General features: G+C 72.7%; 32 protein-coding genes, 1 tRNA gene and 1 CRISPR repeat array. Of the genes, 17 read left to right on the top strand and 16 right to left on the bottom strand.

Annotated elements, in window-relative coordinates; translation table 11 throughout:
- Positions 1–6: 6 nt before the first annotated feature.
- From CLV72_RS27590 to CLV72_RS27565, 6 genes are all read right to left on the bottom strand, one after another.
- On the bottom strand, positions 7–564 hold the full coding sequence (locus tag CLV72_RS27590) for a DUF3592 domain-containing protein (RefSeq protein WP_170141136.1): 558 nt from the start codon (positions 562–564) through the stop codon (positions 7–9).
- 133 nt (positions 565–697) lie between these two features.
- Positions 698–1702, bottom strand: coding sequence for an ABC transporter substrate-binding protein (locus CLV72_RS27585; protein WP_106252158.1), 1005 nt, complete (start codon positions 1700–1702; stop codon positions 698–700).
- Complete coding sequence (locus CLV72_RS27580) at positions 1699–2499, bottom strand: ABC transporter ATP-binding protein (protein ID WP_106252156.1); 801 nt, start codon at positions 2497–2499, stop codon at positions 1699–1701. The genes CLV72_RS27585 and CLV72_RS27580 overlap by 4 nt, the downstream gene beginning before the upstream one ends.
- Positions 2492–3358: an ABC transporter permease gene (locus CLV72_RS27575; protein ID WP_106252153.1), complete on the bottom strand. Its 867-nt coding sequence runs from the start codon at positions 3356–3358 to the stop codon at positions 2492–2494. Before CLV72_RS27575 ends, CLV72_RS27580 begins: the two co-directional genes overlap by 8 nt.
- Positions 3355–4236: an ABC transporter permease gene (locus CLV72_RS27570; protein ID WP_106252151.1), complete on the bottom strand. Its 882-nt coding sequence runs from the start codon at positions 4234–4236 to the stop codon at positions 3355–3357. Before CLV72_RS27570 ends, CLV72_RS27575 begins: the two co-directional genes overlap by 4 nt.
- Positions 4237–5161: 925 nt before the next feature.
- Positions 5162–5235: transfer RNA gene (locus tag CLV72_RS27565), tRNA-Leu, on the bottom strand.
- A 60-nt stretch (positions 5236–5295) separates the two neighbouring features.
- Between CLV72_RS27565 and galE the strand changes: the two genes are divergently transcribed.
- On the top strand, positions 5296–6309 hold the full coding sequence (gene galE / locus CLV72_RS27560) for a UDP-glucose 4-epimerase GalE (RefSeq protein WP_106252148.1): 1014 nt from the start codon (positions 5296–5298) through the stop codon (positions 6307–6309).
- 21 nt (positions 6310–6330) lie between these two features.
- Here galE and CLV72_RS27555 read toward each other — a convergent pair whose 3' ends face one another.
- Together CLV72_RS27555 and bcp are read right to left on the bottom strand one after the other, a co-directional pair.
- On the bottom strand, positions 6331–6735 hold the full coding sequence (locus CLV72_RS27555) for a VOC family protein (protein ID WP_106252146.1): 405 nt from the start codon (positions 6733–6735) through the stop codon (positions 6331–6333).
- Between the two features lie 87 nt (positions 6736–6822).
- Positions 6823–7299 carry a thioredoxin-dependent thiol peroxidase gene (gene bcp, locus CLV72_RS27550; protein ID WP_106252144.1) on the bottom strand — a complete coding sequence of 159 codons (477 nt, stop codon included), beginning with the start codon at positions 7297–7299 and terminating at the stop codon, positions 6823–6825.
- Positions 7300–7523: 224 nt separating this feature from the next.
- On the opposite strand from bcp, the gene CLV72_RS27545 reads away from it, so the two are divergent.
- The 3 genes from CLV72_RS27545 (at position 7524) to CLV72_RS27535 (ending at position 10195) form a co-directional block, all read left to right on the top strand.
- Entirely contained in the window at positions 7524–8663 is a 1140-nt protein-coding gene (locus CLV72_RS27545; protein ID WP_106252141.1) for a CDP-alcohol phosphatidyltransferase family protein, read from the top strand.
- Positions 8664–8787: 124 nt separating this feature from the next.
- The gene (locus tag CLV72_RS27540) at positions 8788–9735 is read left to right on the top strand and encodes a CDP-alcohol phosphatidyltransferase family protein (RefSeq protein WP_106252139.1); all 948 of its coding nucleotides are present in this window, start codon (positions 8788–8790) and stop codon (positions 9733–9735) included.
- A gap of 82 nt (positions 9736–9817) precedes the next feature.
- Positions 9818–10195 (top strand): DUF3618 domain-containing protein, encoded by a 378-nt coding sequence (locus CLV72_RS27535; RefSeq protein ID WP_106252136.1) that lies wholly within the window; start codon positions 9818–9820, stop codon positions 10193–10195.
- A 433-nt stretch (positions 10196–10628) separates the two neighbouring features.
- Positions 10629–11511: a CRISPR direct-repeat array (repeat unit 29 nt; unit sequence GTGCTCCCCGCGCGCGCGGGGATGGTCCC).
- Positions 11512–12214: 703 nt separating this feature from the next.
- Here the strand turns inward: CLV72_RS27535 and CLV72_RS27530 are convergent.
- From CLV72_RS27530 to CLV72_RS27515, 4 genes are all read right to left on the bottom strand, one after another.
- On the bottom strand, positions 12215–13414 hold the full coding sequence (locus tag CLV72_RS27530) for an amino acid deaminase/aldolase (RefSeq protein WP_106252134.1): 1200 nt from the start codon (positions 13412–13414) through the stop codon (positions 12215–12217).
- A 197-nt stretch (positions 13415–13611) separates the two neighbouring features.
- On the bottom strand, positions 13612–14340 hold the full coding sequence (locus tag CLV72_RS27525) for a PP2C family protein-serine/threonine phosphatase (protein WP_245930475.1): 729 nt from the start codon (positions 14338–14340) through the stop codon (positions 13612–13614).
- A 2-nt stretch (positions 14341–14342) separates the two neighbouring features.
- Positions 14343–14921: a UTRA domain-containing protein gene (locus CLV72_RS27520; RefSeq protein ID WP_211303134.1), complete on the bottom strand. Its 579-nt coding sequence runs from the start codon at positions 14919–14921 to the stop codon at positions 14343–14345.
- 88 nt (positions 14922–15009) lie between these two features.
- Positions 15010–15228 carry a hypothetical protein gene (locus CLV72_RS27515; protein WP_106252126.1) on the bottom strand — a complete coding sequence of 73 codons (219 nt, stop codon included), beginning with the start codon at positions 15226–15228 and terminating at the stop codon, positions 15010–15012.
- Positions 15229–15427: 199 nt separating this feature from the next.
- Here CLV72_RS27515 and CLV72_RS31905 point away from each other — a divergent pair, with 199 nt between their 5' ends.
- Positions 15428–15712, top strand: coding sequence for a hypothetical protein (locus CLV72_RS31905; RefSeq protein WP_146159589.1), 285 nt, complete (start codon positions 15428–15430; stop codon positions 15710–15712).
- A 204-nt stretch (positions 15713–15916) separates the two neighbouring features.
- Here the strand turns inward: CLV72_RS31905 and CLV72_RS27510 are convergent, their stop codons facing one another.
- The 3 genes from CLV72_RS27510 to CLV72_RS27500 form a co-directional block, all read right to left on the bottom strand.
- Positions 15917–16096, bottom strand: coding sequence for a DUF397 domain-containing protein (locus CLV72_RS27510; protein ID WP_106252124.1), 180 nt, complete (start codon positions 16094–16096; stop codon positions 15917–15919).
- A gap of 126 nt (positions 16097–16222) precedes the next feature.
- On the bottom strand, positions 16223–16402 hold the full coding sequence (locus CLV72_RS27505; protein ID WP_106252122.1) for a DUF397 domain-containing protein: 180 nt from the start codon (positions 16400–16402) through the stop codon (positions 16223–16225).
- A complete protein-coding gene (locus CLV72_RS27500; protein ID WP_106252120.1) occupies positions 16399–17208 on the bottom strand; it encodes a helix-turn-helix domain-containing protein in 810 nt (269 codons plus the stop codon). The genes CLV72_RS27505 and CLV72_RS27500 overlap by 4 nt, the downstream gene beginning before the upstream one ends.
- 199 nt (positions 17209–17407) lie before the next feature.
- Here CLV72_RS27500 and CLV72_RS27495 point away from each other — a divergent pair, with 199 nt between their 5' ends.
- From CLV72_RS27495 to amaP, 11 genes are all read left to right on the top strand, one after another.
- Positions 17408–17710, top strand: coding sequence for a hypothetical protein (locus tag CLV72_RS27495; RefSeq protein ID WP_146159588.1), 303 nt, complete (start codon positions 17408–17410; stop codon positions 17708–17710).
- 17 nt (positions 17711–17727) lie between these two features.
- The gene (locus CLV72_RS27490) at positions 17728–18168 is read left to right on the top strand and encodes an ATP-binding protein (RefSeq protein WP_106252304.1); all 441 of its coding nucleotides are present in this window, start codon (positions 17728–17730) and stop codon (positions 18166–18168) included.
- 154 nt (positions 18169–18322) lie between these two features.
- Positions 18323–18718 (top strand): BldC family transcriptional regulator, encoded by a 396-nt coding sequence (locus tag CLV72_RS34020; protein WP_425428129.1) that lies wholly within the window; start codon positions 18323–18325, stop codon positions 18716–18718.
- Entirely contained in the window at positions 18715–19080 is a 366-nt protein-coding gene (locus tag CLV72_RS27480; RefSeq protein ID WP_106252115.1) for a hypothetical protein, read from the top strand. The genes CLV72_RS34020 and CLV72_RS27480 overlap by 4 nt, the downstream gene beginning before the upstream one ends.
- A gap of 153 nt (positions 19081–19233) precedes the next feature.
- Positions 19234–20091 (top strand): formyltetrahydrofolate deformylase, encoded by an 858-nt coding sequence (gene purU / locus CLV72_RS27475; RefSeq protein WP_106252113.1) that lies wholly within the window; start codon positions 19234–19236, stop codon positions 20089–20091.
- A 334-nt stretch (positions 20092–20425) separates the two neighbouring features.
- The gene (locus CLV72_RS27470) at positions 20426–20893 is read left to right on the top strand and encodes an Asp23/Gls24 family envelope stress response protein (protein WP_106252111.1); all 468 of its coding nucleotides are present in this window, start codon (positions 20426–20428) and stop codon (positions 20891–20893) included.
- A gap of 12 nt (positions 20894–20905) precedes the next feature.
- Entirely contained in the window at positions 20906–21220 is a 315-nt protein-coding gene (locus tag CLV72_RS27465; protein ID WP_106252109.1) for an Asp23/Gls24 family envelope stress response protein, read from the top strand.
- A 315-nt stretch (positions 21221–21535) separates the two neighbouring features.
- Positions 21536–21721: a hypothetical protein gene (locus CLV72_RS27460; protein WP_106252106.1), complete on the top strand. Its 186-nt coding sequence runs from the start codon at positions 21536–21538 to the stop codon at positions 21719–21721.
- A gap of 7 nt (positions 21722–21728) precedes the next feature.
- Positions 21729–22130 (top strand): Asp23/Gls24 family envelope stress response protein, encoded by a 402-nt coding sequence (locus CLV72_RS27455; protein ID WP_106252104.1) that lies wholly within the window; start codon positions 21729–21731, stop codon positions 22128–22130.
- Positions 22127–22798, top strand: coding sequence for a DUF6286 domain-containing protein (locus CLV72_RS27450; RefSeq protein ID WP_106252101.1), 672 nt, complete (start codon positions 22127–22129; stop codon positions 22796–22798). The genes CLV72_RS27455 and CLV72_RS27450 overlap by 4 nt, the downstream gene beginning before the upstream one ends.
- A gap of 45 nt (positions 22799–22843) precedes the next feature.
- Entirely contained in the window at positions 22844–23431 is a 588-nt protein-coding gene (gene amaP, locus CLV72_RS27445) for an alkaline shock response membrane anchor protein AmaP (RefSeq protein WP_106252099.1), read from the top strand.
- A 10-nt stretch (positions 23432–23441) separates the two neighbouring features.
- Here the strand turns inward: amaP and ddaH are convergent, their stop codons facing one another.
- Positions 23442–24332: a dimethylargininase gene (ddaH, locus tag CLV72_RS27440; RefSeq protein ID WP_342755693.1), complete on the bottom strand. Its 891-nt coding sequence runs from the start codon at positions 24330–24332 to the stop codon at positions 23442–23444.
- A 557-nt stretch (positions 24333–24889) separates the two neighbouring features.
- On the opposite strand from ddaH, the gene CLV72_RS27435 reads away from it, so the two are divergent.
- Entirely contained in the window at positions 24890–25876 is a 987-nt protein-coding gene (locus CLV72_RS27435) for a hypothetical protein (RefSeq protein WP_106252097.1), read from the top strand.

Below are 25876 nucleotides of genomic sequence, written 5' to 3'. Positions count from 1 at the left end.
CCGCGCTCAGTTGTGCGGCGGCGGCGGATAGCCCTGCGGCTGGTACCCGTAGGGGCCCGGGGCGGGGCCGGACGGGCGGGCGCGGCGGCCGGAGACGAGCTTGACGATCAGTACCACCGCGACCACGGCGACCACCCCGCCCGCCACCAGCAGCGCGATGCCGACCCAGCGGAAGGTGTCCATGGCGCCCGGCTCGGTGCTCGCCACGGTGACCGGGGAGCCGGGGTTCGCGGGGTCGTAGGCGACGGTGAGGCTCTGGCCCTCGGCGTAGCTGTCGGGGTTGAGCCCGTTCAGCAGGACGCGGCCGAACTCCTGGCCTTCGGCGGTGTAGCCGACGTAGGTGTCGGTGTCCACCCGGCTCCTGCGGTCCGAGCCGGAGCCGACGGTGTTCCTCTCGGTGATCACCTCTACCACCACGGCCTCGGCCCGCCCGGTGTACGAGGTGTAGTCGATGCCGCCGACCGCGGTGAAGATCACGCCCATGACCAGCAGGATGGCGGCGGCGACACCGGCGGAGACGGTGCCGATGACCATGGGGACCCGGCGGGCGCGTGCGTTCATCATGGGGGAGTCCTGTCGTGTGTCCGGAGTGCGGACGCCCCCGTGGCGGACGGCGGGCGTTCGGGCGGCTAGCATCGCAGATCCGCGGCGCACATCCCATGTCCGGGGGGCCGGACGGCCGGGACCGGCCGCCCGGCTAGCCCAGCACGCTGCCCTCGTAGTCCAGTTCGGCCTCGGTCAGCCCGAACTCGACCATCTCGGCGTGGATCAGCTCGATCGACTCCCGGTCGGTGGTGCCGTTCCACACCGGTAGGTCCATCTCGGCGGCCAGCTCCGGATCCACCTCGCTGATCTCGGGCAGCGCCGCGCGGAAGGACTCCGGATCGGCGCGGACCGCCTCGGCGGTGGCCCGCACCCCGGCCTGGAAGGCCGCGGCCAGCTCCGGCCGCTCCTCGATGGTGCGCTCGGTCATCAGGAAGGTGCCGATCTGCAGACTGGGGCGCAGGTCGCTGTAGGGACGCAGCACGTCGCGCAGCCCCTGGGAGCGGCCGATGGTGGCGAAGGGCTCGATCAGCGCGGCCGCGTCCACATCGCCGCGCTGTACCGCCGCCGCCATGTCTGGCAGCGGCATCTCGACCAGCTCCACGCTCGCCAGGTCCACGCCGCGCTCCCGCAGCGCCGAGTAGAGCACCACGTCGTTGATGTTCTGCAGCGTGTTCACCGCGATGCGGGCGCCGGCCAGGTCGGCGGCGTCCCGGATCGGGCTGTCGGGCGGCACCATCAGGGAGGAGAAGTCGTCTTCGGGCTCCTCGGCCGTGCTGGTGCCGGCCGCCACCATCCGCACCGGCATCCGGCGGCCCATCGCGATCATCGCCGAGACCACATTGGAGCCGACGATGTCCACGTCGCCGCTCATCAGCGAGGGGATGACCGTGGCGCCGCCGCTGGAGGGGCGCACCTCCACCTCGATGCCCTCGGCCGCGAAGTAGCCCTGCCGCACGCCGTAGGCGAGGAAGGCCAGCGGGGTGCCGGCGGTGTCGGAGACCACGACGGTGTCCTCGCCGCCCGCCCGGGCGCCGGCAGCGCCGGACAGGTCGCCGCCGTAGTCGGTGCAGCCCGCGCCCAGCAGTGCCACGGCCGCCAGCGCGGCCAGTCCGCGCAGGCCGCGGCGGGCGCGCGGCCGGGTCGTCGGGGGCCTCATCCGGCGTCGGCCGGGCTCGGGGCCGGTGCGGCCGCGTCGCGCCCGCCGCCGTCCAGGGCCGCGAACAGCTCGGCGCGCAGCCGGCCGAACTCGGGCAGCCGCTTGGTGTCGACCTGGTGCCGCGGCCGGGGCAGGTCCACGTCGACGGCCAGGCTGACGTGGGCGGGCGGGCGCAGCACCAGCACCCGGTCGGCCAGGTAGACGGCCTCGTCGATGTCGTGCGTGACGAACACGACGGTGATGTCGTAGCGCTCCCGCACCTCCAATAGCAGGTCCTCCAGGCCGGCCCGGGTCTGGGCGTCGACGGAGGCGAAGGGCTCGTCCATCAGCAGCAGCTTGGGCCGGTAGGCCAGGGCGCGGGCGATGGCCACCCGCTGCTGCATACCGCCCGACAGCTGCCAGGGGAAGCGGTCGCCGCGCCCGGCCAGCCCGACGGCGGCCAGCGCCTCCTCGGTGGCGGTCCGCGCCGCCGGCCCGGTGACGCCCTGGTAGCGCAGCGGGAAGGCGACATTGCGCCGCACCGTCATCCACGGCAGCAGCGAGCGGCTGTAGTCCTGGAAGACGAAGGCCATGTCCTTGGGCGGGCCGGTGACGGGGGCGCCGTGCAGCAGCACCTCGCCCGCCGTCGGCGGCACCAGGCCCGACAGGCAGCGCAGCATGGTGGTCTTGCCGCAGCCCGAGGAGCCGAGGATCGCGACGAACTCGCCCGCCGCGACGGAGAAGTCCAGGTCCGCGACGGCCGGCGGGCCGTCGGGGTCGGGGCCGTGGACCTTGCGCAGGCCCAGTACGTCAAGCATCGGTGACCTCCGGGGACGGGGCGGATCGAGGGCGGGCGGCGCGGCCGCGGCGGCCCGGCGGGCCTGCGGTGCCGAGCCGGCCGCGCGCGCCGCGGTGCCAGAACAGGGCGCGCCGCTCGACCCGGAGGAAGACCCAGTTCAGCGCGTAGCCGAGCACGCCGAGCAGGATGATGCCGGTCCACATCTCGGGGATGGCGAAGGAGCGCTGCGACTCCAGCACGAAGTAGCCCAGGCCGTTGCTGCTGGCCACCATCTCCGACACGACCATCAGGATGATGGCGATGGCCAGGCTGGTGCGCATCCCGGCGAAGATGCGCGGCGAGGCGGCCGGCAGCACGATGTGCAGCACCCGGGCGGCGAAGGGCACCCGGTAGGCGCGGGCCATGTCCAGCTGCTGGGCGTCGACGCCGCGCACGCCGTCGATGGTGTTGAGCAGGATGGGCCAGACCGCGCCGAGCACGATGACGAACACCTTGGCGCCGTCGCCTGCGCCGAACAGCAGCAGCGCGAAGGGGATCAGCGCGGGCGCGGGCAGCGCGCGCAGGAACTCCACCACCGGCTCGGCGGCGGTGCGCAGCAGCCGCGACAGCCCCAGCAGCAGCCCGGCGCCCACCCCGAGCACGACGGACAGCGCGTAGCCGGCCAGCATCCGCACCAGGCTGGGCAGCAGGTCGCCGGGCACCCGGTCGAAGAGCCAGAGCCGGCCGAAGACCTCGGCGATCTCGCCCAGCGGCGGGAAGTAGAAGTCCAGCGCCCGGTGGGACCACAGGCCGTAGCCGACCAGCAGCAGCACCGGCACGCACAGTTCCAGGGCGACCAGGCCCGCGCGGCGCAGTGCGGGTGAGCGCTCGGTGCTCATCGGGCCACCTCCTGGCGCTGCGAGGGATGCCAGCGCAGCAGCCGCCCCTCGACGGCCTGGAAGGCGGAGTTGAGCCCCCAGCCGACCAGCCCGGTGACGATGATCAGCGCGTACATCCGGGTGATGAGCGCGTTGGACTGGGCCACCACGATGGCCTGGCCGAGCCCGGGGGAGCCGGCCACCAGCTCGGCCGTGACCGCGAGCACGAGTGCGACCGAGGACGACAGCCGCAGCCCGGTGGCGATGTAGGGGGCGGCGCTGGGCAGGGTGATCAGCCGGAACACCGCCGTGGGCGGCAGCCCGTAGCAGCGGGCGGTGTCCTTGGCGACGGGGTCGACGTCCTGCACGCCGTAGATCGTCTGCATCAGGACGGGCCAGAAGGTGACGAAGACGATCAGGAAGACCTTCATGTCCAGGCCGGTGCCGTAGACCAGCACGGCCAGCGGGATCAGCGCCACCGAGGGCACCGGCCGGAAGAACTCGATCACCGTCCTGGACAGGTGGTAGGCGATCCTGCTGGACCCCAGCAGCACCCCGGCGGGGACGGCCAGCAGCGTGGCGAGCCCCAACCCGATCGCCCACCCGCTCAGCGTGCGGCCGATCTCCACCCACAGCGGCCGCCCGAAGGCGAGCCGGAACAGCTCGACGTAGATCTCGCTGACCGGCGGGAACCACTGCCTGGGCAGCACCCCGAGGCGCGAGCACAGCTCGAAGGCGGCCAGCACCGCGAGCACACCGCCCACCCGCACGCCCAGTTCGCGCCACCGCCGCGCCCGCGCTCGGACCGGCCCGGCGCGTCCGCCCCGCGCGGGCGCACCCGCCCGCCCGCTCACCAGGGCCGCCCCCGCGGGCACCGCCGGAGCCGTGTCGGCACCCATCGAACCACCGCCCTTCTCACCGCGCCCGGAGCACACCGGCCCCAGGCCGCCGACTCGGGCGCTATCGGCCCCCGTGGTTCCCGGGTGCCGCGCGGGCATTCCGCACGCGGCAACCAGGTTTCTGGCAAGTTACGGCTCCATTCCGCAGGTTGCAATAGATATCCGCATCATTTCCTTCATGTGGAATAAACTAGGTGTGTGGAGCCGTGTGGACCTCAGCACCCGGCGGCGGCGCCGCAGGCGGTACCGACGGGCCGGGTCTACTTCAGCATGTCGCGCAGGCTGCGAAAGACCACCCACGCCGTCACCGCGACAGCGCCGGCCAGGAGTCTCCACCCCGGTCCCCGAACCCACGACCAGACAGACCCGCAGACCAACACCGGCAGCCAAGCGAGCGAAGGGAGCAAGGGCGCACACCGCGTCCGAGAACCCCGCCGTCCATACACGCGGAACCAGGCGAGCGAGCGTAGCGAGCAAAGCCCACACCGCAGAGCACCAGAACCGAAGCAAGTGGGGTGGTAGTGACCTCGGCCCCCAGAACAACCGCGGCCACGACGGTGAGCGCGTCGTCTCGGTCCGGTGGAGGTGGGGTTAACGCGGTGACCCTGTTCCCCCACAACCGCGGTCACGACGGTGAGCGCGTCGTCTCGGTCCGGTGGAGGTGGGGTTAACGCGGTGACCCTGTTCCCCCACAACCGCGGTCACGACGGTGAGCACGTCATCTCGGTCCGGCGGGAGTGGGGGTAACGCGGTGACCCAAGTCCCCTATAACCGCGCTCAAAACGGTTCTAGCGTCACCTCAGTCCACCGGGGTCCAGGGGCGGAGCCCCTGGCGCGGGGGTCCGGGGGTCGTACCCCCGGGGCTGGCACGCCGAAGCGAGCCGGCGCAGCGAGCGAAGCGAGCAAGCAAGAGCACACCCGAGCGTAGGGCCGGCGGGATTCGAACCCGCACTGTAACGGACCTAAACCGTTCGCCTCCTGCCGTTGGGCTACGGCCCCTGGTGGGTGTTCATCGTAGTACGGGTGGGGGCGGGTGGTGCCGTGGCTACACTGCGGGCTATGCGCGTGCTGATCACGGGTGGTTGCGGCTATATCGGCACCCATGCGGCGGTGGAGCTGGTGGCGGCGGGCCATGATGTGGTGCTGCTGGACGACTTGGGGAACAGCCGGCGTGAGGCGGCGGAGCGGGTCGCGGCGATCGCGGGGGCGTCGGTGCCGCTGGAGGTGGGCGACTGCGCGGACCGCGGAGTGCTTGAGGGTGTGTTCGGGCGGTGGCGCTTCGACGCGGTGATGCATTTCGCGGGTCTGAAGTCGGTGGGCGAGTCGGTGCGTGAGCCGCTGCGCTATTACCGCAACAACGTGGACGGCCTGCTGTCGGTGTGCGAGGCGATGGCGGCGCACGGGGTGCGCCGGCTGGTGTTCAGTTCGTCGGCGACGGTGTACGGGGATCCGGACCGGGTGCCGGTGGACGAGTCGGCGCCGCTGCGGGCGACGAATCCGTACGGGGGCACCAAGCTGGTGGGTGAGCGGGTGCTGCGCGATCTGGCGGCGGCGGATCCGGGGTGGCGGATCGGGGTGCTGCGCTACTTCAATCCGATCGGCGCGCACGAGAGCGGGCTGATCGGCGAGGATCCGGAGGGGGTGCCGAGCAATCTGTTCCCGTTCATCGCGCAGGTGGCGGCGGGTGCGCGGGATCGGCTGCTGGTGTTCGGCGACGACTACGACACTCCTGACGGCACGGGTGTGCGCGACTACCTGCACGTGGTGGATCTGGCGCTGGGCCATGTGGCGGCGCTGGAGCATCTGGACGCGGCCGAGGGCCTGTCGGTGTTCAACCTGGGCACGGGGACGGGCACGTCGGTGCTGGAGGCGGTGGCCGCCTTCGAGCGGGCGTCGGGCCGCCGGGTGCCGTACGAGGTGGCGCCGCGCCGTCCGGGCGATATCGCGGTCTGCTTCGCCGACCCGGGACGGGCCAACCGCGAGCTGGGCTGGTCGGCCCGCCGCACGGTCGACGACGCGTGCGCGGACGCGTGGCGCTGGCAGACGAAGAACCCGCGCGGTTATGTGGGGTAGGGCGCGCGGGCGCCGCGCGGTCTAGGTGCCGTCCGGTGCCGGTCGCGGCTGGATCAGGTCCCAGCGGTTGCCGTAGAGGTCGCGGAAGACCGCGACCGTGCCGTAGGGCTCCTGCCGCGGCGCCTCCTCGAACTCGACCCCGGCGGCCCGCATGCGCGCGTGGTCGCGGTCGAAGGCGTCGGTGCTCAGGAACCAGCCCACCCGGCCCCCGGTCTGGTCGCCGATCCTGGTCTCCTGCTCGGGGCCTGCGGCGCGGGCCAGCAGTACAGCGCTGCCGCGAGCTCCGGGCGGGGCGACGACCACCCAGCGCTTGCCGCCGCCGAGGCGGGTGTCCTCGACGAGTTCGAAGCCGAGGGCGCGTACGTAGAAGGCGATGGCTTCGTCGTAGTCGCGCACGACCACCGTCACCAGTCCGAGATGGGCCACCCGGCGATCCTGCCAAGCGCCCGGCTCCGGCGCCACCGCGGACCGGGGGCGCGGGCGGCACCCGGACGGCGCCGCCCGCGCAGGCCGCTACAGTCCCAGGTCGCGGCGGAGCCGGTCGACGTGGCCGGTGGCGCGGACGTTGTAGTACGCCTTCTCGACCCGGCCCTCGGCGTCGATGACGAAGGTGGACCTGATCACGCCCTGGATGAGGCGGCCGTAGTTCTTCTTCTCGCCGAAGGCGCCGTAGGCGTGCAGGGCCTTGCGCTCGGGGTCGGACAGCAGCGGGAAGTTCAGGCCCTCGGCCTCGCGGAAGGCGGCCAGTTTGGCGGGGGCGTCGGGGGAGATGCCGAGCACGCTGATGCCGATGCGGTCGAGTTCGGCGAGGTTGTCGCGGAAGTCGCAGGCCTCCTTGGTGCAGCCGGGCGTGCTGGCCGCCGGGTAGAAGTACACGATCACCCGCCGCCCGCGCAGCCCGCTCAGTGACACGGGGGTGCCGTCGGCGTCGGGCAGGGTGAAGTCGGGTGCGGTGTCGCCGGGCTCCAGCCGGGTGTCGGCCGTGCTCATGCCGGGTGCCTCCTGCGGGCGGATCGTGGTGGTCTGACCGGACCGGCCCCGATTCGGCGGCCGGTCGCGTGTCCACCGTAGCGCCGACACGCCGATCGCATGGTGATCAAGCACGTCACCAGCGGGCGTAGGCTTCCGTACATCTGCTCGTCACCCCGCGTTCGCCTCTGTGCATGTGTGACGTATCGGCTTTTCATCCGTCATCGTTGTGGGAGCCACGAGATATGCAGCGCTTCACCCTGTCCGACGTCCGAGAGCGCACCTACAAGGGCCGGGACTCCTGGTGGACGGTGCTGCTGGTGGATCCGCTGGCCTCGCGCCTGGTGCGGATCACCGCCAACCGCACCTCGGTCACGCCCAACCAGCTCACCCTGGGCGCCCTGGTGCTCGGCCTCGCGGCCGCCGTGTGCTTCGCGATGGCCGACTGGCCCTGGCTGCTGGCCGGGGCGGTGCTCTTCCACTTCAGCTTCGTGCTGGACTGCATGGACGGCAAGATCGCCCGGCTCAAGGGCACCGGCTCGCTCTTCGGCACCTGGCTCGACTACGTCTTCGACCGGCTGCGCGTGCTGATCTGCGCCGTCGCGCTGGCGGCCGGCCAGTTCGCCGCCACCGGAGACGCCGTCTTCCTGTGGGTCGCGCTCGCGGTGGTCTTCCTCGACATGTTCCGCTACCTCAACGCCCTCCAGGTCGCCAAGGTGCGCGGCGCGATGCGCGGCCGGCTCAAGCGCTCGGTGCGCGAGCTCAGGCGGCTGCTCCAGGCCGAGGCCGCCGAGCGCTCCGCCGACGCCGACGCGGCCCAGGGCGGCAGCGAGGTCCGGGCCCGCATCGAGGAACTGGCCAGGAGGCTGGGCGCGCACGAGCCCGTCCCGGCCGAGCTGATGGACGACGCCGACACCGCCCAGGAGGAAGAGGCCGAGGCGGCGGAGGCGGCCGAAGAATTCGAGGCGACGGCCGACGCGGCCGCGGGCGCCCCGGCGGTGCGCTCGCCGATCACCGTCCGCGGCATGCAGGCGACCGCCCTCCAGCAGCGCTTCCACTCCCGTTTCCCGTGGTACGCCCGCGTCCGCGACGCGCTGCGCCGCCGCCGCATCCGGCCGCACCTGGTCTCCGGCATCGAGTTCCAGATGGGCGTCTTCATCGTCGCGCCGCTGCTCGGCATGTTCTCCGCCGCCGCCATCCCGGTCACCGTCGCCGTCGTGGGCGCGCTGCTGCTCGCCTTCGAACTCGTCATCATCTACAAGCTGTGGCTGTCCACCCGCGACTTCCAGCGCGCCTGCGAGCAGATCGACGCCGCCCTGGCCGAGCTGACGGAGCGGCGCGAACGGTACCTGGTGGGGGCGCCCGGGCCCGGCGCCGCGGGCTGACCCGGCCGCGAAGCCCGTACGGGGCGGTGTTCCGGCTTCCGTAGACTCATGCGTCACCGGGCCGCCGCGAACCCCCGCGCGGACGGCCCAGTCCGTCCCAGCCGAGTCGCGGGAGAACCCAGCCGTGCCCAGTGCCCCACCGCCGTCGCAACCGTCCGCCGCGCGCCCCGCCTTCACCCTCGCCGAGGTGCGCGAGCGCACCTACAAGAAGCGCGACTCCTGGTGGACGGTGCTGCTGGTCGACCCGCTGGCCGGGCCGCTGGTGAAGGTGGCGGCCAACCGCACCTCGATCACTCCCGATCAGCTCACCCTGGTCGCGCTGGTGCTCGGGCTCGGCTCGGCGGCCTGCTTCTGGCTGGCCGACTGGCCGTGGCTGGTCGCGGGCGCGCTGCTGTTCCACTTCAGCTTCGTGCTGGACTGCATGGACGGCAAGATCGCCCGGCTCAAGGGCACCGGCTCGATGTTCGGCACCTGGCTCGACTTCATCCTCGACCGGGTCCGGGTGGTGCTGTGCTCGGCGAGCCTGATGGGCGGCCAGTACCTCGCCACCGGCGAGGTGCTGTACGTGTGGCTGGTATCCGTCGTCATCGGCGCCGAGCTGATCCGCTACCTCAGCGCCTTCAACGCCGCCAAGGTGCGCCGCGCCATGGCCGACCGCCGGGCCGAGTGGTCCGAGCGGCTGCGCGAGCGCTTCGGCGGCCCCGAGCCCGCGCCCGCGGCGCCCCCCGCGGCCGACGACGACCCCGAGGCGGTCGGCCTGGCCGACGCGCCCCCGACCCCCGCGCCCGGCACCCTGTCGGCCCGGTTCCCGCTCTACGCGCGGATGCGCGCCGCCATGCTGCGGCATCGCATCCGCACCCACCTCGTCAGCGGGATCGAGCTTGAGATGGTGGTCTTCGTGGTAGCTCCGCTCTTGACGGGCCTGTGGGCGGCGGCCATCCCGGTGCTCACGGTCGGAGCGGCCGCGGCGCTGCTGCTCTTCGAGGCCGTGATCATCTACGGCCTGTGGCGGGCCACCCGCGCCTTCGACCGCGACGAGAAGGCCGCCCGGCAGCGGCTCGCGGCGGCCTGACCGCCGCCGCGCGTCACGCCGCCCCACCCCGGCCCCGAACCTGCCAGACTGGGACGGGCACGCAGACGAAGGGACTCACTCCATGCCGGCACAGGACCCCGACGAAGTTCAGCAGCGCATCGAACGGACGCGTGCCCAGCTCGCCGTGACGATCGACGAGATCGCCGACCGCGTCAGCCCCCGGCGGGTCGCCCGCCGCGGCGTCGACCGCATCCGCGCCGCCGCCGAGGACGCCGTCGACAGCGTCGCCAGCCTCGTCACCGGCGACGCCCAGCAGCTGGTGCGCGGCCGCACCACCGAGATCGAACCCGCCCCGGGCAGCGTCACCACCGACCAGGTCGTGAGCACCGACTACGAGGTCCGCCCCGTCGGCCCGCCCACCCTGCTCCTCATCGGAGCGGGCGCCGCCGTCGCCGCCGTGGGCGTCTACATCCTCTGGCGCTCGCGTCGTAGGCGCTGAACTGGGGTTTTCGCCGCCCGCTGCCGGACCCGTGACGGGTCCGGCAGCGGGCGGCGGCCGTTCGGGCGGGTGTGCCGCCCGCCCGCCGCGGCGCCCGCCGACCGGCGGGCGGCATCGTCACTTGCGACACCGAGCAGCGCACCCCACGAGACGGCGACGGCACGACCCGATCGCCCTTTCGGCAGCGGCCGCTAGTCTCTGTCCCGCCGCCACACGAGCACCTGTCGACCACCACACCAAGACCCCATGCAGCCAGCGCCAACGATGGCCGACAGAGGACGTCGCCACATCGAACGCTGCCACCCCGGGAACCTGCCCGTACGATCCTTCCCGAGGACCGACCGGCGACCGGAGACAGGTGCGTGATTTGTCTGATTTTCGAGAAGTTGCCAAAACCGAGGTGATCCGCTGATAACGCCCCAGGTCGCCGAGGGTGCTCCCCGCGCGCGCGGGGATGGTCCCGACGCCGACGGCGCGGCCGCGACTCAGGCCCGGTGCTCCCCGCGCGCGCGGGGATGGTCCATATCAGAGTAGGGCTAAGAAGGATATTGCAGCGTGCTCCCCGCGCGCGCGGGGATGGTCCCTGTACCTTGCTAATCGGTACGGAGGCTATTTCGTGCTCCCCGCGCGCGCGGGGATGGTCCCCATCAACAGTCAATGACACCAGGGCGCCCGGCGTGCTCCCCGCGCGCGCGGGGATGGTCCCTGATGCCGTATTTTCTACCACTCCTATTCGCTGTGCTCCCCGCGCGCGCGGGGATGGTCCCGTGTCTGACCCCGCCCCCCATTCCGAGCACCGGTGCTCCCCGCGCGCGCGGGGATGGTCCCATCCTGACCTGGATTGTCGGCGGGATTGTCGGGTGCTCCCCGCGCGCGCGGGGATGGTCCCCGCGGCCGCGTCCGCGAGGAAGGCCGGCCGCCGTGCTCCCCGCGCGCGCGGGGATGGTCCCACGACCTCGACCAGGCGCCCGAACCTGAACGTGTGCTCCCCGCGCGCGCGGGGATGGTCCCATCAGCTACGACCTGTCGGTGATCGACCGCGAGTGCTCCCCGCGCGCGCGGGGATGGTCCCGACCATGTCCTCGCCCGGCACCCCGCCGGCCGGTGCTCCCCGCGCGCGCGGGGATGGTCCCGACCATGTCCTCGCCCGGCACCCCGCCGGCCGGTGCTCCCCGCGCGCGCGGGGATGGTCCCTGTGCGCGCAGCTCGACCGTCATGTGATCGGCGTGCTCCCCGCGCGCGCGGGGATGGTCCCAACCTCGTGCTGGGCGCGAACGCCGTGCAGATGTGCTCCCCGCGCGCGCGGGGATGGTCCCAGAGCGGCGGGCAGGTCGGCGAGCGCCGACCGGTGCTCCCCGCGCGCGGGGATGGTCCCAGGTGGCGCTACGCCGTGCCGGTCGGGTCGCTGTGCTCCCCGCGCGCGCGGGGATGGTCCCGTGGGAACGCATCGCCTACGCGATCATCTGGCGTGCTCCCCGCGCGCGCGGGGCGCGCGGGGATGGTCCCGTGGCCTACGGCCGCGACGGCAGCGTGCTGATGTGCTCCCCGCGCGCGCGGGGATGGTCCCGTGGAGGCCAGGGTGCGGCTGGGGCTGCTCGCGTGCTCCCCGCGCGCGCGGGGATGGTCCCGAGGGGTCACGATCCGTTGGCTGGTAGCCCGAGTGCTCCCCGCGCGCGGGGGGATGGTCCCGGCTCTGGCAGGAGCACGCCGGATCGGACCTGGTGCTCCCCGCGCGCGCGGGATGGTCCCTCGACCAACGGTCTCGCGCGTGGCTGCGGCTGGTGCTCCCCGCGCGCGGGGGGATGGTCCCGGCTCTGGACCTGGTTGAGAAGGTCATCGGCCGTGCTTCCCGCGCGCGGGGATGGTCCCCGGCAGTGCGCCGGGACCGGCCAGCCCATCCAGTTCTCCCCCGCGCAGGGATGGCACAGCGCCCGGGGCCTGGGCTTGGCCTCTATCGCCGGATGCTCCCCGCAGACGCGGGGATAGCCGCCGCTTCCCTCGATCGCGGCAAGCCCGCCCTCAGAGAAAGGTCCGCCCCTCGCCCCGATACGTCGGCACCGTCCGGACCACCCGCTCGCCGTCGATGAGGTGCAGCCGGTCGAAGCGCTCGCACAGTTCGCCCGCCTTGGCGTGCCGGAACCACACGCGGTCGCCGATGCGCAGGGTGTCGGCGGTGGGGCCGACGACCGGGGTCTGCACCTCGCCGGCGCCTTCGGCGGCCGTCAGGTGGAGGCCGCTCGGGAGCCAGGGGCGGGGAAGGCGGTCGGGGGCGGCGGTGCCGGAGGCGAGGTAGCCGCCGCCGAGGACGGTGGCGGTACCGGGGCCGGGGCGGCGTACGACGGGGAGGGCGAAGGCGGCGGCGGGGACCGGGGTGAAGGCGCGGTAGCCGTCGAAGAGGGTGGGGGCGTACAGGCCGGAGCCCGCGGCGACTTCGGTGAGGGCGCGTTCGCGGGCGGCGGTGCCGAGGTTGCCGGTGCCGCCGCCGTTGACGTACTCCAACTCGGCGACCTTGCCCACCGCGCGGACGATCTCGGCGCGGCGTCTGGCGAGTTCGACGCGGGAGCGGTGCTGGGCGAAGCGGACCAGGCCGCCGTACAGCGGACGGCCGGGCGGCCGGTCGGGCACGCCCGCGATCTGCGCCTCGTAGGCGAGCAGGCCGACCAGGCGCAGCCGGGGCCGCCGCACCACCTCTTGGGCCAGCCGCACCGCCTGCGCGGGGGTGCGCACCGGCGAGCGTAGCGCGCCCACGCGTACCCGGCCGCCCAGCGGCAGCCAGCCGGTGTCGACGTCCAGGCAGACCCGCAGCGGCGCGGTGTGCGCCGAGCCCGCGGCGGCGCGCTCCAGCAGGTCGAGGTGGTCGGTGCAGTCGACCGTGACGGTGATCGCGGCGGCGGCGCGGGGGTCGTCGGCCAGCGTGCGCAGCGCGGTGGCGTCGGCGGTCGGGTAGGCGAGCAGCACGTCGTCGGTGACGCCCTCGGCCACCAGCCACAGCGCCTCGGGCAGCGTGAACGCGAGCACTCCGGCGAAGCCGTCCATGGCCAGCACGTCGGTCAGCAGCGCGCGGCAGCGCACCGACTTGCTCGCCACCCGCACGGGTTTCCCGGCCGCGCGCCGCACCAGGTCGGCGGCGTTGGCCCGGAAGGCGGCCAGATCGACGGCGGCGAACGGCGGCTCGATCCCGGCCGTCGCCCGGTCATAGCGGTCCCGCAGCGGCTCCATCCCGGCAGCTTGCCACAGCGGGCTGTGAATGGCATTCATGTTCTCTGGCCGCCCATCCGGCCCTCGCCCGCCTGCGGCCGGGGCACGCCGATGGGGGAGCGGACGAGACCGGACCGCGGTCAACCGCCACGATGCGGTCCGGCCTCACCCGGCCGCGAGAGGCTTTCATCGATCGTCGGGTCAGCGGCGTTGCGCGTTCAGTCAGGAAGCGCTTGGTGTGCGTCGAAGACGAGTGCGGTGATGTTGTCCGGGCCGCCGTGGTCGAGGGCCAGTTCGATGAGGCGGTCGGTTGTTTCGACGGGGCCGGTGGGTGCGGTGAGCGCTTCGCTGATGAGCGTGTGGGGCACGACTGCGCTGAGGCCGTCTGAGCAGAGCAGATAGCGGTCGCCGGGGCGCAGCTCGCGGGTGGTGATGTCGGGGGAGCGGCCATCGGGGCGGCCGTCGAGGAAGCGGGAGATGCGTTCGGGGAGTCTTGGCACGGTGGCGGCGTCGGCCAGCAGCGTGCCGTAGGTGTGGTCCTCGGTGAGGCGGGTCAGCTGCGCGGGGCCGTCGTCGGCAGGCCGCAGCCGGTAGGCGCGGCAGTCGCCGACGTTGGCGAGAACGCAGGTCGTCTCCGCCCACAGCAGCGCGACCAGGGTGGTGCCCATCCCGGCCAGGTCCGGCTCCGCGTCGATCCGGTCGCGCAGGGCGTCGTTGGCCGCGTGCACGGCCGTTCCGAGGATGAGGGGCAGTTCGGACGGGTCCGCCGCACGGTCGTACGGTTGCAGTGCCGCGATCACGGCGGCGCTGGCGGCGTCTCCGGCGACGTGGCCGCCGAGGCCGTCCGCGACGGCGAAGAGGTGGCGGCCCGGGTAGCAGCTGTCCTCGTTGCGGGCGCGGACCAGGCCGGTGTGGGTGCGGGCGGCGGCTGCAACGGTCAAGGCCACGCTCACCGGCTCCTGTCGTCTCGGCTTTCCCGAGGGACGTCGGGCCATGGTGCTTGCGCGGACTCGTCGCGGTGCAGGACGTGCACGGTCTCGACGCGGTCGCCGGCCACGACGTACTCGGTGACCTCGATGGGTTGTTCGTCGCGGCCTGAGGTTCCCACGCGCACGATCTCCAGCACGGGCAGGCTGGTCGGGATCTCCAGGAGCCCGGCCTCGTCCTTGGTAGGCATGCGGGCTCTGTGGAACTCCACCCAGCTGATCGGCCAGTGCCCGGCCCGCTCCAAGCGGTACAGCCAGTCACCTGGGCCCCGGCCCTGCGAGGCGACCTCGGGTGCGTCGGCCACACCGCGCGGATGGATCCACGACACGTTGATCTGGAACGGCGGCTCGGACACGGGCCCGGTCACCCGGAACCGTCGCAGCACCGACGTGCCGACCGGAACGCCCAAAAGTTTGGCGATGCGCGGGTCCGTCAGCGGTTGGTGCGACGCCTCGGGGGTGACGTGGTGCGTCCACACCTCTTGGCTGGACGCCGAGGGGAAGGAGTAGCCGGGCCCGTCAGCGGCGAGATTGCGCTTCACCAGATTCCCGCGCGGCCGCCGCAGCCGCATCATGCCGTGCCGGACGATGATTCCACCCCCTGTGTCATGCCGACTCCCTCACATAGCCTCATGCGGCTTCGGCTTGTTCGGCCGCTCGGCGGTACTCGATGGTCCAGTTGGCGCCTTGTTGGTCTTCGGGGAGATTGGCAAGCGAATGCCTGATCCGGGCGGCGCCGTCGGTGTGTTCGTCCAGGGCGATGAGGGCGAGGCCGATGTTGAGGCCGTGGAAGTTCGGCAGCAGCCAGTAGGCGGTTTCGGGGGGTGGGTGCCGGGCGGCTTTGGGCATTTTGCGGTCGACCAGGTCGAGCAGTTTCAGGGCTTGTGCGCGTTCTCCCAGTTTGGCCAGCCCTTGGGCGGCTTGGATTCCGTCGCCGACCTGCTGGGCGGGGTGCGCTCCGGGAGTGTGGAAAGCGGCGAGGAAGTAGCGGGCGACGGCCAGGTGGCGGCCCTGCTGGCGGGCGAGCTAGGCGGTCAGCCACGGCCAGATGGGATTCGATGGAGGCCAGCATTGCGGCCGGGTCGAGGGTATCGTCCAGCCGCCGCTGGTGCGCCAGCACCCCGGCCAGGGCGTCGGCCGTCGCCTGATCGACCCGGGTGGGGTTGTCGATCGCGTGCGCCAGCCGGTCGCGGTCGTCGGCGTTCAGCTGCGACCAGGTGTCGGCCAGTTCGAACAGCGCACCGTCTGCGCCGAGTTCGCTATCCAGGGCTTCCGCCAGCTCGCGCGAAGGTCTCGACTTCCCGCTGCGCGCGCGACAGGTAGCCGTGATTGAAATGGATCAGTTTGGCCAGCACTAGCAGCGACATTCCGCGCATATCCATGTGCGCAGCCAACCGCGTTCCGAAGTCGTCAGCCACCCTCGCCCCCAGTGTGACCGATAGTAGCGGGACGGTTGATTCGGCAGGCCCGGGCCGACCGGAAGACGACTTCGGCGTCGCGGAGCATCTGATCAGATTCCGGCTGCCGCTGGGGTGGGCTAGAGTGCGTCGTCGCGGATGGCGCGGACGAAGGCGTTCCATTCCCGGGCGCCGACGGTGATGTGTCCGGCCTGCGGGTTCTTGGTGTCGCGGATGTCGGCGCGGTCGGTGTGCTCGCGGACTTCGACACAGCTTCCTGAGCCGCCGCTGTAGCTGCTCTTGTGCCACTCCGTGATCATTCCGACCTCGCTACTGGGCTCGTCGTTGGTTAAGTGTATTCGCGGCCGACAAAGAGTCACAGGGCTACGACAGTACAAAAAGCCTCCGGCCGAGGGCCGGAGGCTTTCTTTCGTTGGAGGTTCGTTCTACAGTCGGTCGTCCTTGACGGCCTGGGTGAAGGTGGTCCAGGCGTCGGGGGAGAAGGAGAGGTGGGGCTGCTCGGGGTGCTTCGAGTCGCGCACGTCGGCGCAGTTCTCGGACTCCCGGAACTCCACGCAGTTGGACCCGCCGCTGCTGTAGCTGCTCTTGTGCCACTCGGTGATCATTTCAGCCTCTCTACTGTGTTCCGTAGACGATCAAGGGTATCCGCTACGGGCATCGCCGCGCCTTGCAGCTGGGCGAACAACATCCGGTAGTGCACAACGTCATCCGTATCCGTCACCAGTTGCCCTTCACGAGTGCTCTCGGTGTACAGCACGTCCGGCCGCCGCGTGCTGCTCAGCAGTTTGAACGGTCCTGAGTTGCCCGGATGGTGCTCCGCGTCCGCCTGCATGAACTGTAGGTGCACCCGCCCTGCTTCGACCAGACGCATGACGTGGTCGAGTTGATCACGCGTTACGGAGGCACCGCCAAAGCGCCTCCACAGGATGCTCTCATCCGCAACGACCCAGAGCATAGGACGGTTGGCCTCCGTCATGCGCTGGGTCTGAGAGACTCGCTCCGCGATCCTCCGCTCAGCCTCCTCCGGGGCCAGCCACGGAACCGCCTGTTCGACCAGTACGCGGGCATAATCGGGCGTCTGCATGTATCCCGGCCATGTGATAACGCAGTAGTCGTACACCGCGTCGGACTGCTCGATCTCGACTCCCAACTCCTCGAGCCAAGCGGGCCGCGCGTCGCGAGTCAACTGCTCCCAGTATTCGATGAGTTGTCCGTTTGATCCTAGTGTTTCGTCCAGAGCTTGCAGCAGTTCCGGGGGCGGGCTCCGGTGGCCGATCTCAAGGTTCGAAATATGGCTCGTTGTACATCCGACAGCCCGTGCCACCTGGTGTTGAGACTGCCCGGCGCGACGACGCACGCGCTTCAATTCACGTCCCCACTTGACCGCGTTGGGGTTCCGGTCTGTAGCCATGCCTCATGGCACCATGAGGGTGCGAAGATCACAAGTGGAATTCACAATTAGACTCATGGCATCCTCAATAGTCCGCCAGATGATCACGGACGCTAGGAGTGGTGCCGGACACCGTGCAATGCTTCGGACACGCGAATCCCCCGTGATGGCCGAGGATCGGGGGTGTGATCATCAAATCGGCCAAAAGGAGTGGCGCCAGATGAATTCGATTGACCGATTCATCCGCGTGTGCAGCGGACTGTTGTCCGGTATGCGGCATATTCGGCGAACTGCGCGAGCGGTGCGCTCCGCCCGGCACCCGATGCCGGACCGGGCGCCCGCCTGGCCGCCGGTCGCGCGCTGCGCCTCCATCGGCGAGACGACCGAATGGCTCCCGCTCGACCAGCACGTTCCGCAGGGACGTCCGGCGATGGTCCGCCCCTACCTGCTCGCCCACGAGCGCGCGTCCGCGCAGGCGCCGCGCGAGCGCGTCGACGCCTTGGCCGGGACGGCCGTGCGGTGATCACCATCGGCGGTGTGATGTCCCCGGCCTTGGGCGCGGCCGTGCACGCGTTCCCGGGGGTGCCCGCGTCGGTTGGCGCCGCGCGGCGTTGGGTCCGGGGAGTGCTGGCGCTTGCGGACCTCACCGGCGAGCCGGCCGATACGGCGGTGCTGCTGGTGTCGGAGCTGGCCACGAACTCACTCGCGCACACCGCCTCGGGCGAGGCCGGTGGCTGGTTCCGGCTGCGGGTCCGGTGCGGTCCGCAGCGGGTGCGGGTCGAGTGCGAGGACGCGGGCAACCGCACCGGGGCGCGCCCTCGCTACGCGATGAGCGGCCCCGAGGACACCAGAGGCCGGGGCCTGGCCCTGGTCGCGGAGCTGGCCGACGCCTTCGGGGACCGGGCCGATGCCACCGGGCGCACCGTCTTCTTCGAACTGCACCGTTCGCCGTCGCCGCCCACCCGGCGCGGCGCCCCCTGATCGTCCCGGCCGCGAGGGTCGAGCGGCCGTCAGACCCCGACCTGCCCCGATGGGGCGGCGGCCCGATGGGGAGGCTCCCCCCGCGGCCGGGACCACCATCCACCCCGCTCACCGTGGCCATGCTCCCGCATGCCCCGTTCCCGAGGACCGCTGTATGCCCGTTCCCGCTCTGGTGCCGCTGGGAGAGGCCGCCCGCCTGTCAGGGCGGCATCCGGAGACCTTGAAGGAGATGGCCGAGGCCGAGCAGGTCTACGCGGTGTTCGTCAGCGGCCATTACTACTTCGATCCCGCACGGCTTCCCGAACGTCCGCCGCTGCCCGAAGAGCTTCAGGGCGAGCTGCCCGAACTCATGACCGCCCAAGAGGTGGCACATCTGTTCCGCGTGCATCCCAAGACGGTGTCCAGTTGGGCCCGTCAGGGGCGCCTGACCTACATCCGCACGCTGGGCGGGCACCGCCGCTACACCGCTGAGGACGTCCGGGCCCTGCTCGACCAGCAAGCCGACCCCGACCGATCCGACCCCGACACACACAAGGACGACCAATCATGACCCCACCCACCCCGCCCCACATCGGCCCGGCCACCTATCCCGACCCGATGCTGTCGCCCGTGCTGCCCGCACCACCCGAGCAGTGCTTCGTGTTGTGGGTGACCACCACACCGCCCGGCTCCGACGCCATCCCTGTGGAGCCCACCGCCGACCCCCACTATCTGGCCACGATCACCGATCTGATGGTCCAGGCCCTCGGCAACGAATTCCGCACCTGGCTGCTGGCCCACAGCACCGCCCACCCCACCGAACCCGCCTGGATCACCCTGCGCCACCTCACCCCCACCCACCAGCCCGACACCCACCAACTCCACGGATTCACCCTCGCCCTCCCACGCCTCACCGACGACACCCCGAACTGACCACCCCCGCCCACCAGCCCCCGCGCCCTTCGGCGCGGGGGCCGTCGGCCTGCCGTCACCTGGGGTCCCGTCGCTGGCCGCGCGATCCGGCCACTCCGGGCGCGTCGGCGAACTAGAATGCGAAATCGCTGGTCAATCCCCCCAGGAGCCGTGATGAGTGACCGTGAGTACGTGCTGACCCTGTCCTGCCCGGACCGCCGGGGCATCGTGGCCGCCGTCTCCGGATTCCTCGCCGACCACGGATGCAACATCACCGAGAGCCAGCAGTACGGCGACCGCATCGCCGGGCGGTTCTTCCTGCGGGTGCAGCTGATCGCCGAGGACCCCGCCGTGAGCGAGGACGCCTTGCGGGCCGACTTCGCGGCGCTGGCGGCCGAGTTCGGCATGGACGGCGAGCTGCGGGCGCGCACCTCGCGGCCCCGGGTGCTGGTGATGGTCTCCAAGCTCGGGCACTGCCTGAACGACCTGCTGTACCGGCAGTCGAGCGGGATGCTGGACATCGAGATCGCCGCCGTGGTCAGCAACCACCGCGATCTCCAGCCGCTGGCCGCCTCGTACCAGGTGAACTTCCACCACGTCCCGGTCACCCCCGAGACCAAGCCCGACGCCGAGGCGCGGCTGCTCGAACTGGCCGACAGCTACGGCGTCGACCTGGTGGTGCTGGCCCGCTACATGCAGGTGCTCTCCTCCGACCTCTGCGCCAAGCTCTCGGGACGGATCATCAACATCCACCACTCCTTCCTGCCGAGCTTCAAGGGGGCGCGCCCCTACCACCAGGCGCACGCTCGCGGCGTGAAGCTGATCGGCGCCACCGCGCACTACGTCACCGCCGACCTCGACGAGGGGCCGATCATCGAGCAGGAGGTGGCGCGGGTCGACCACACCCACACCCCCGACCAGCTCGCCGCGCTCGGCCGCGACCTGGAGTGCCTGGCACTGGCCCGCGCGGTGAACTGGCACGTCGAGCGCCGGGTGCTGCTGAACGGCGCGAAGACGGTGGTCTTCCGCTGAGCCGACGCCGACGCGCCGGCCGGGCCGCCGCCACGGGCCCGGCCGCCGGGCCCGGCCGTCCGCGCGCCCGAACGCCCTAGGCATCGGCCGCCCCTCGTTCCCCGGGAGGGCGCGACGCGCCACGGGCACGCCCCGGCGCGCTCAATGCCGGGCCGAATCTCCACCATGAGCAGCGAGTCCTACGTTCTGTGACCGATTCGGTGCTTAGAGTGTGCATCGGTGGGATGAGTGCTCTCGCCACGTCCGGTCCGGATCGCGGCGGCGCCCGCGCGCGGACGGTCGACGGGCGAGACCGCCGAAAACTTCAAGGCCGAGCAGCGACCGGGGGACAGCGATGACCGACACCAAGACGGAGAGCGGCACGCAGCGTGCGGGCACCGCCCGCGGCGATCAGTCGTCGGCCGCCACACAGGGCCGCACCTCCATCGCCGACAACGTCGTCGCCAAGATCGCCGGGATGGCGGCGCGCGAGGTCGGCGGCGTGTACAAGATGGGCGGCGGCGCCGCCCGGGCGCTCGGCGCCGTCCGCGACCGGTTGCCAGGCACCGGCGGCACCGGCGTCAACCAGGGCGTCTCGGTAGAGGTGGGGGAGCGGCAGGCGGCCGTCGACATCGACCTGGTGGTCGAGTACGGCGTGGCCATCCCCGACCTGGCGGCCGGAGTGCGGCGCAATGTCATCGCCGCCGTGGAGCGGATGACCGGACTGGAGGTCGCCGAGGTCAACGTCACGGTTGACGACATCCACCTGCCCGGCGACGACTCCGAGTCCGACGACGACGCGCGCTCCTCGCGGGTCCAGTAGCGGGCCGGGCGTATGGCGGAGCAGGACGAGGGCCTGGCGGCCCGGATCGGCGCGCGGGCGCGCTCGTGCCCCGACGTGGCCCGGCTCTCGGGCGGGCCGTACGGCGCCGTCGCCACCTACCTGCCGGGGGAGCGGCTGACCGGGGTCGCCGTGCGCGCGGACGCGGTCGAGGTGTGGGTGGTGGCCCGCTACGGCCGCCCGCTGCCGGAGATCGCCGAGCAGGTCCGGGCCGCGGTGGCCGCCGAGGTCCCCGGACGCCGGGTGGACGTCGGCATCGGCGACATCGTCGCCGCCCCGGCGACCCCGGCGCCGCGGAGCCCGCAGTGAGCCGCGCACCCGCGCCGCACGGGCAGCCCGGCCGCGGCGGCGGTCCGGACGCCTCGGCGCGCGGCTGCGCTGGAGTGCGGGGCCGCGTCCGACGGGTGCCGCCGTGCGGGTACGTGCGCACCGGCGGTGGAGCGCCGTCGGGGTGGGCGCACGAGCAGCGCGGGCCGCGCCGAGGTGCGCGGGGCCGCGTCCGACAGGCGCCGCCGTGCGGACGCGCGCACCAGGAGAACAACGCGGTACCGACAGGCACGGGCACGCAGCCCGCGGCGGCGCTCCACCCGCCGCCCCCGACCGACGAGCAGTGAGGAGTGAACCTTGAACGGCACACTGTCCTGGCCGGTCATCGGACTGGCCTACGGCACGGCCCTGGGCTTCGCCGGGATCCTGGGCGGCTTCACCGGCTTCCTGGTCGTGCTGGCGCTCGGCGTGGTCGGCTTCCTGGCCGGCCGGATCGTCCAGGGGGAACTGGACGTGGCCCAGCTGTTCGGGCGGCGGGGGTGAGGCGGCGGTGAGCTCGATCGGTACCGCCACCGCGCCGGCCCGCCGCCCCGGCACCGCTCCGCGGACCGCCGTGCGGCGCGCCGCCGACCGGGGGGTGACGGTGATCGCCCCGCGGGTGGTGGAGAAGATCGCGGCGCAGGCCGTGACGGAGGTCGACGGCACCGCCCGCGCGCCGCGCCGCGGCGGCCGAGCCAAGGCGACGGCGACCGTGCGGGGGCGCGCGGTGTCGGTCCGGCTCGGCGTCTCGCTGGTCTATCCGCAGCCGGTGCGCGAGGTCAGCCGGCGGGTGCGCGAGCGCGTCGCCGACCGGCTGTCCACGCTGACCGGGATGAAGGTGCGCCACGTCGACATCCGGGTGGACCGGTACCTGCCGGGCCCGCCCGAGCGCAGAGGGGGTGGGGCGCGATGACCGCGACCGAACGCGACACCGCGCGCTGGCCGCTGCCGTCGCCGCGCCCCGGCGGCTCGGGCGTGGTCTCCCCGGCCCGGGTGCGCTCCGCGCGGCGCGCGGCCCGGCACGCCTTCCGGCCGCACCGCACCGTTCCGGCCACGGTGGCGGCGATCGTGCTGACGGCCATCGCGGTACTGGCCGCCGCCGAGGTCATCTCCGCGCTGGTGGGCCGGCCGCTGCACGCGCTGCCCTACCAGGCGGCCGACGGCTACCTGCGCACCGCGACCTGGCGCGATCCGCCCGTGCTGGCGGCCTGCGTGGTGCTGATGCTGGTGGGCCTGGGTCTGATCCTGCTGGCCCTCGTCCCGGGGCGCCCGCGCTGGGTGGCGGTCGAGACGGCCGATCCCGACCTGGTCGTGGGCCTGTCGCCGGGCGCGGTGCGCCGCGCGCTCGCCGCCGCGGCCGAGAGCGTGTGGGGCGTGCGCTCCGCCAAGGTCCGGCTGGCCGGCACGCGCGCCCTGGTCGTCGTCTCGACGGACCTGCGCACCCCCGACCGGCTGCGCAGCCAGGTCCGCGAGGCGGTGCGCGGCCGGGTGACCGCGCTCGCGCCGGCCCGGCCGCTGCACGTCTCGGTCAAAGTGCGTACCCGGCGCACCGCCAGGTGGGAGCCTGGTGACGCAGAGTGACCCTGTCGGGCTGAGCCGCCGGGGCCGGGCGAGGGAGAGCGTTCGATGAGCAGGCTGCGCAGGTCGGCACGGGGGAACAGGTGGGGTCTCGCACTCGGCGGGGCGGTGCTGCTCGCGGCGGGCGGCGCCGGCCTGGCGCTGGGCCTGGGCGTCTTCGGCCCGGAGCGGGCCGCGCGCCCGGTGCTCGGCCCGCAGGCGCGGGCGCTGGCCGCGCAGCCCTGGTTCTGGTACGCGGTTGCGGCGGTCTGCGTCGTGCTGGCGCTGCTCGGGCTGCGCTGGCTGCTGGTGCAGGCGCGCACCGAGTCGGTGCGCCGGATCGAGGTCGAGCCGGACGCCGGCGGCGGCCGCACCGTGCTGCCGTCCTCGGCGGCGACCGATGCCGTCGAGCGCGAGGCGGACGGCTACCCGGGGGTCCAACGGGCCCGCGCCCGGCTCATCGGTGCCGAGCGGGCGCCCCGGGTGCGGATGGACCTGGTGGTGGACGAGGACGCCGACGTGGCCGAGGTCTGGCAGCGGCTGCGCGATGACGGCCTGGCGCGGCTGCGCGGCGCGATGGAGCTGCGCAGGCTGCCCGCACAGGTGCGCATCCGGCTGGCCGAGCCCCGCGCCGAGGCGCGCCGCAGGGTGGTCTGAGCGCGGCCCGTCAGCCGCGCACCTCCAGCGTGCAGCACTTGACGCTGCCGCCCGCCTTCACGAACTCGCCCATGTCGACCGGGACCGGGTGGTAGCCGCGCTCGGCCAGCCGCGCCGCGAGCCGCACGGCCGGCGCGGGCAGCACCACGTTGCGGCCGTCGCTGACGGCGTTCAGGCCGAACACGGCCGCGTCGTCCTCGGTGGCCAGCAGGGCGTCGGGGAAGAGGCGGCGCAGCACCCGCAGGCTGGCGTCGGAGAAGGCACCGGGGTAGTAGGCGATGTCGGCCGGGCCGCCGTCCGCGCCGTCGTCCAGCACGAACAGCGCCGTGTCGAGGTGGTAGTAGCGCGGGTCGACCAGGCGCAGCCCGATCACCGGGCGGCCGAAGACCTCCTGGGCCTCCAGCGCCGCGCCGGGCTCGGTGCGGAAACCGGTGCCCGCCAGGATGGCGCCCTCGGTGACCGCGAAGTCGCCCTCGCCCTCGCTGATCCGCTCGCCGCCGCGCACCTCGAAGCCCGACGCGGTCAGCCAGGCGGCGTGCGCGTCGGCCTCGGCGGCCCGCTCGGCGTGCCGGAACCGGGCCCGGTAGGCGACGCCGTCCAGGACGACGGCGCCGTTGGCGGTGAACACCATGTCGGGCAGCGCCGGGTCGGGGACCAGTTCGCTGACCCGGTGACCCAGCTCCTGGTAGACGGCGCGCAGTCCCTCCCACTGCCGCAGCGCCAGCGCAGCGTCCACGGGGCTGCCGGTGGACATCCACGGGTTGATGGCGTAGTCGACCCGGAAGTGGGTCGGCGGGCACATCAGGAAGTGCCGCGTGCGGGCACGGCGGACGCTCGCCGGAGCGGCGGGCGCCGGGGCGGTGGCCGGCGGCGCGGTGGCCGGCGCGGAAGGAGTGGTCACAACTGAAAGATATGAGCGCGAGGTCCAGCTGACCAAGCACGTATACCTGCGTGATCACGTTCTTTTCTTGTGTCTTTGACTGATCTCGCGGCTGATCCTTGCGTCGGCTCATGACAGCACCCGCGGCCGTGGGGGAGTGCGCCGCCACCGCGTCGGCCGGGCGGCATGCGTGCCGCGAGTCGGCGGCTCCTGCGCCCGTCCGCGGGGGTGCCACGGCCGCCGGTGCCCATGGCCTCCGGCGGGTGCGTGCCGGGCGCCCGGGCTGCCTCGCGGGACGGCGAAAACGCGTATACGCCGGGTGGCCGTGGTTGTACGCTCAGCTTCGCCGGTGTGCGTGGGTGGAGGGTCGCGTGGGCGGGATGGACCGCTGGACGGGTGAGGGCGGCGACCGTCCGGACGACGCGCCGGACCGGGGGCCTGCCGGCGGCGGTCCGGCGGCGGCTCCGGACGCGCGGCGCGGCGGCGCCCGTCCGGGAGATCCGGCGGACACCCTCCCTGTCGGTGATCATCCGGCTGAGTCCGGGGAACCCCGGAGCGGCATTGGGGCCGGACCCCGGTTGACCGACGACGACCGCGCGGTGTTCCGTCGGCTCGCGGCCGAGGTCGAGTCGGCCGACGACCAGAGCAGTTTCGGTGGTCCGGTGGGGGAGGGCCCGGACCTCGCCGCAGTGGTGGACGTCTGGTCGGCGCGCCTCGACGGAGCGGAAGCGCCTGACTGCGAGAGCCGCGGGGACTGGACGGTCGTCGCGCGGACCGCGCACCGCCTGGGCGCCCTTCCCGATGCGGCCGCGCTGTTCGGCAGGTCCGATGTCCCGGCCCACCAGGTGGCCCGCGACCTCGCGAACCTGGAGCGCTCGGACCGCCTGGCCGGCTCCCCCCGCCGCCGCGACGACATCTTCACCGGCCTGCTGCGGCAGTTCGCCGGCGGCGAGACCGCCCACGCGGTGGGCGCCGCGGCGGAACTGCGCGCCGCCGGGCGCCTGCTGGGCGACGCGAGACTCGCCGAGGGCGGCAGGATCGCCCTGGACGCCCGCAGGGGCGAGCGCATCGACCTCGGCAACGGAGTGGTCCTGGGCGACATCGCCCCGGTCCCCCAGGCCGACCTCGTGTACGTCACCGCTGACCGCGTCGTCAACCTGGCCGAGGTCAAGGCGACGGCTCAGACGCTCGCGGACAAGATGCGGAAGGATCCCGATCAGTTGGACCGGATGCTGGAGTGGCGGGGGGCCGATCCGGACATGAGACGGGTGGAGGTTCACATTGCCACTGAAAATGGTTGGACCGGGGTATTCAGTCGGATGCGTCCGGAGAGCGAGGAAAGATATGCGATCGAAAGGTTGATCGTCAACGGTATTCCGGTGTGCATCGAAGAGCGCGTTCTCATGCCGGATGAGTTGCAGGTGATCTTCGACGCCACCTTCCGTGCATACGTTGACAACGGACGAGAATTTCCTGGTGGACCTGGTGGCTGGTTCGCGCAGAATTTGCCAACATTGAGTGCTGCGCGTGAGTTCCTGCGACCTTATGGAGTTGATTTCTTGTGA

Origin of the sequence: Allonocardiopsis opalescens (assembly GCF_003002095.1) — a bacterium.
Lineage (GTDB): Bacteria > Actinomycetota > Actinomycetes > Streptosporangiales > Streptosporangiaceae > Allonocardiopsis > Allonocardiopsis opalescens.
This window is presented reverse-complemented; position numbering and strand designations above follow the sequence as displayed.

Coding starts and splice junctions, on each gene's coding strand:
- CLV72_RS27590 (WP_170141136.1), bottom strand. CDS start 564: ATGATGAACGCACGCGCCCGCCGGGTCCCCATGGTCATCGGCACCGTC.
- CLV72_RS27585 (WP_106252158.1), bottom strand. CDS start 1,702: ATGAGGCCCCCGACGACCCGGCCGCGCGCCCGCCGCGGCCTGCGCGGA.
- CLV72_RS27580 (WP_106252156.1), bottom strand. CDS start 2,499: ATGCTTGACGTACTGGGCCTGCGCAAGGTCCACGGCCCCGACCCCGAC.
- CLV72_RS27575 (WP_106252153.1), bottom strand. CDS start 3,358: ATGAGCACCGAGCGCTCACCCGCACTGCGCCGCGCGGGCCTGGTCGCC.
- CLV72_RS27570 (WP_106252151.1), bottom strand. CDS start 4,236: ATGGGTGCCGACACGGCTCCGGCGGTGCCCGCGGGGGCGGCCCTGGTG.
- galE (WP_106252148.1), top strand. CDS start 5,296: ATGCGCGTGCTGATCACGGGTGGTTGCGGCTATATCGGCACCCATGCG.
- bcp (WP_106252144.1), bottom strand. CDS start 7,299: ATGAGCACGGCCGACACCCGGCTGGAGCCCGGCGACACCGCACCCGAC.
- CLV72_RS27545 (WP_106252141.1), top strand. CDS start 7,524: ATGCAGCGCTTCACCCTGTCCGACGTCCGAGAGCGCACCTACAAGGGC.
- CLV72_RS27535 (WP_106252136.1), top strand. CDS start 9,818: ATGCCGGCACAGGACCCCGACGAAGTTCAGCAGCGCATCGAACGGACG.
- CLV72_RS27530 (WP_106252134.1), bottom strand. CDS start 13,414: ATGGAGCCGCTGCGGGACCGCTATGACCGGGCGACGGCCGGGATCGAG.
- CLV72_RS27515 (WP_106252126.1), bottom strand. CDS start 15,228: ATGCCCAAAGCCGCCCGGCACCCACCCCCCGAAACCGCCTACTGGCTG.
- CLV72_RS31905 (WP_146159589.1), top strand. CDS start 15,428: ATGGGATTCGATGGAGGCCAGCATTGCGGCCGGGTCGAGGGTATCGTC.
- CLV72_RS27510 (WP_106252124.1), bottom strand. CDS start 16,096: ATGATCACGGAGTGGCACAAGAGCAGCTACAGCGGCGGCTCAGGAAGC.
- CLV72_RS27505 (WP_106252122.1), bottom strand. CDS start 16,402: ATGATCACCGAGTGGCACAAGAGCAGCTACAGCAGCGGCGGGTCCAAC.
- CLV72_RS27500 (WP_106252120.1), bottom strand. CDS start 17,208: ATGGCTACAGACCGGAACCCCAACGCGGTCAAGTGGGGACGTGAATTG.
- CLV72_RS27495 (WP_146159588.1), top strand. CDS start 17,408: ATGAATTCGATTGACCGATTCATCCGCGTGTGCAGCGGACTGTTGTCC.
- CLV72_RS27490 (WP_106252304.1), top strand. CDS start 17,728: ATGTCCCCGGCCTTGGGCGCGGCCGTGCACGCGTTCCCGGGGGTGCCC.
- CLV72_RS34020 (WP_425428129.1), top strand. CDS start 18,323: ATGCCCGTTCCCGCTCTGGTGCCGCTGGGAGAGGCCGCCCGCCTGTCA.
- CLV72_RS27480 (WP_106252115.1), top strand. CDS start 18,715: ATGACCCCACCCACCCCGCCCCACATCGGCCCGGCCACCTATCCCGAC.
- purU (WP_106252113.1), top strand. CDS start 19,234: ATGAGTGACCGTGAGTACGTGCTGACCCTGTCCTGCCCGGACCGCCGG.
- CLV72_RS27470 (WP_106252111.1), top strand. CDS start 20,426: ATGACCGACACCAAGACGGAGAGCGGCACGCAGCGTGCGGGCACCGCC.
- CLV72_RS27465 (WP_106252109.1), top strand. CDS start 20,906: ATGGCGGAGCAGGACGAGGGCCTGGCGGCCCGGATCGGCGCGCGGGCG.
- CLV72_RS27450 (WP_106252101.1), top strand. CDS start 22,127: ATGACCGCGACCGAACGCGACACCGCGCGCTGGCCGCTGCCGTCGCCG.
- amaP (WP_106252099.1), top strand. CDS start 22,844: ATGAGCAGGCTGCGCAGGTCGGCACGGGGGAACAGGTGGGGTCTCGCA.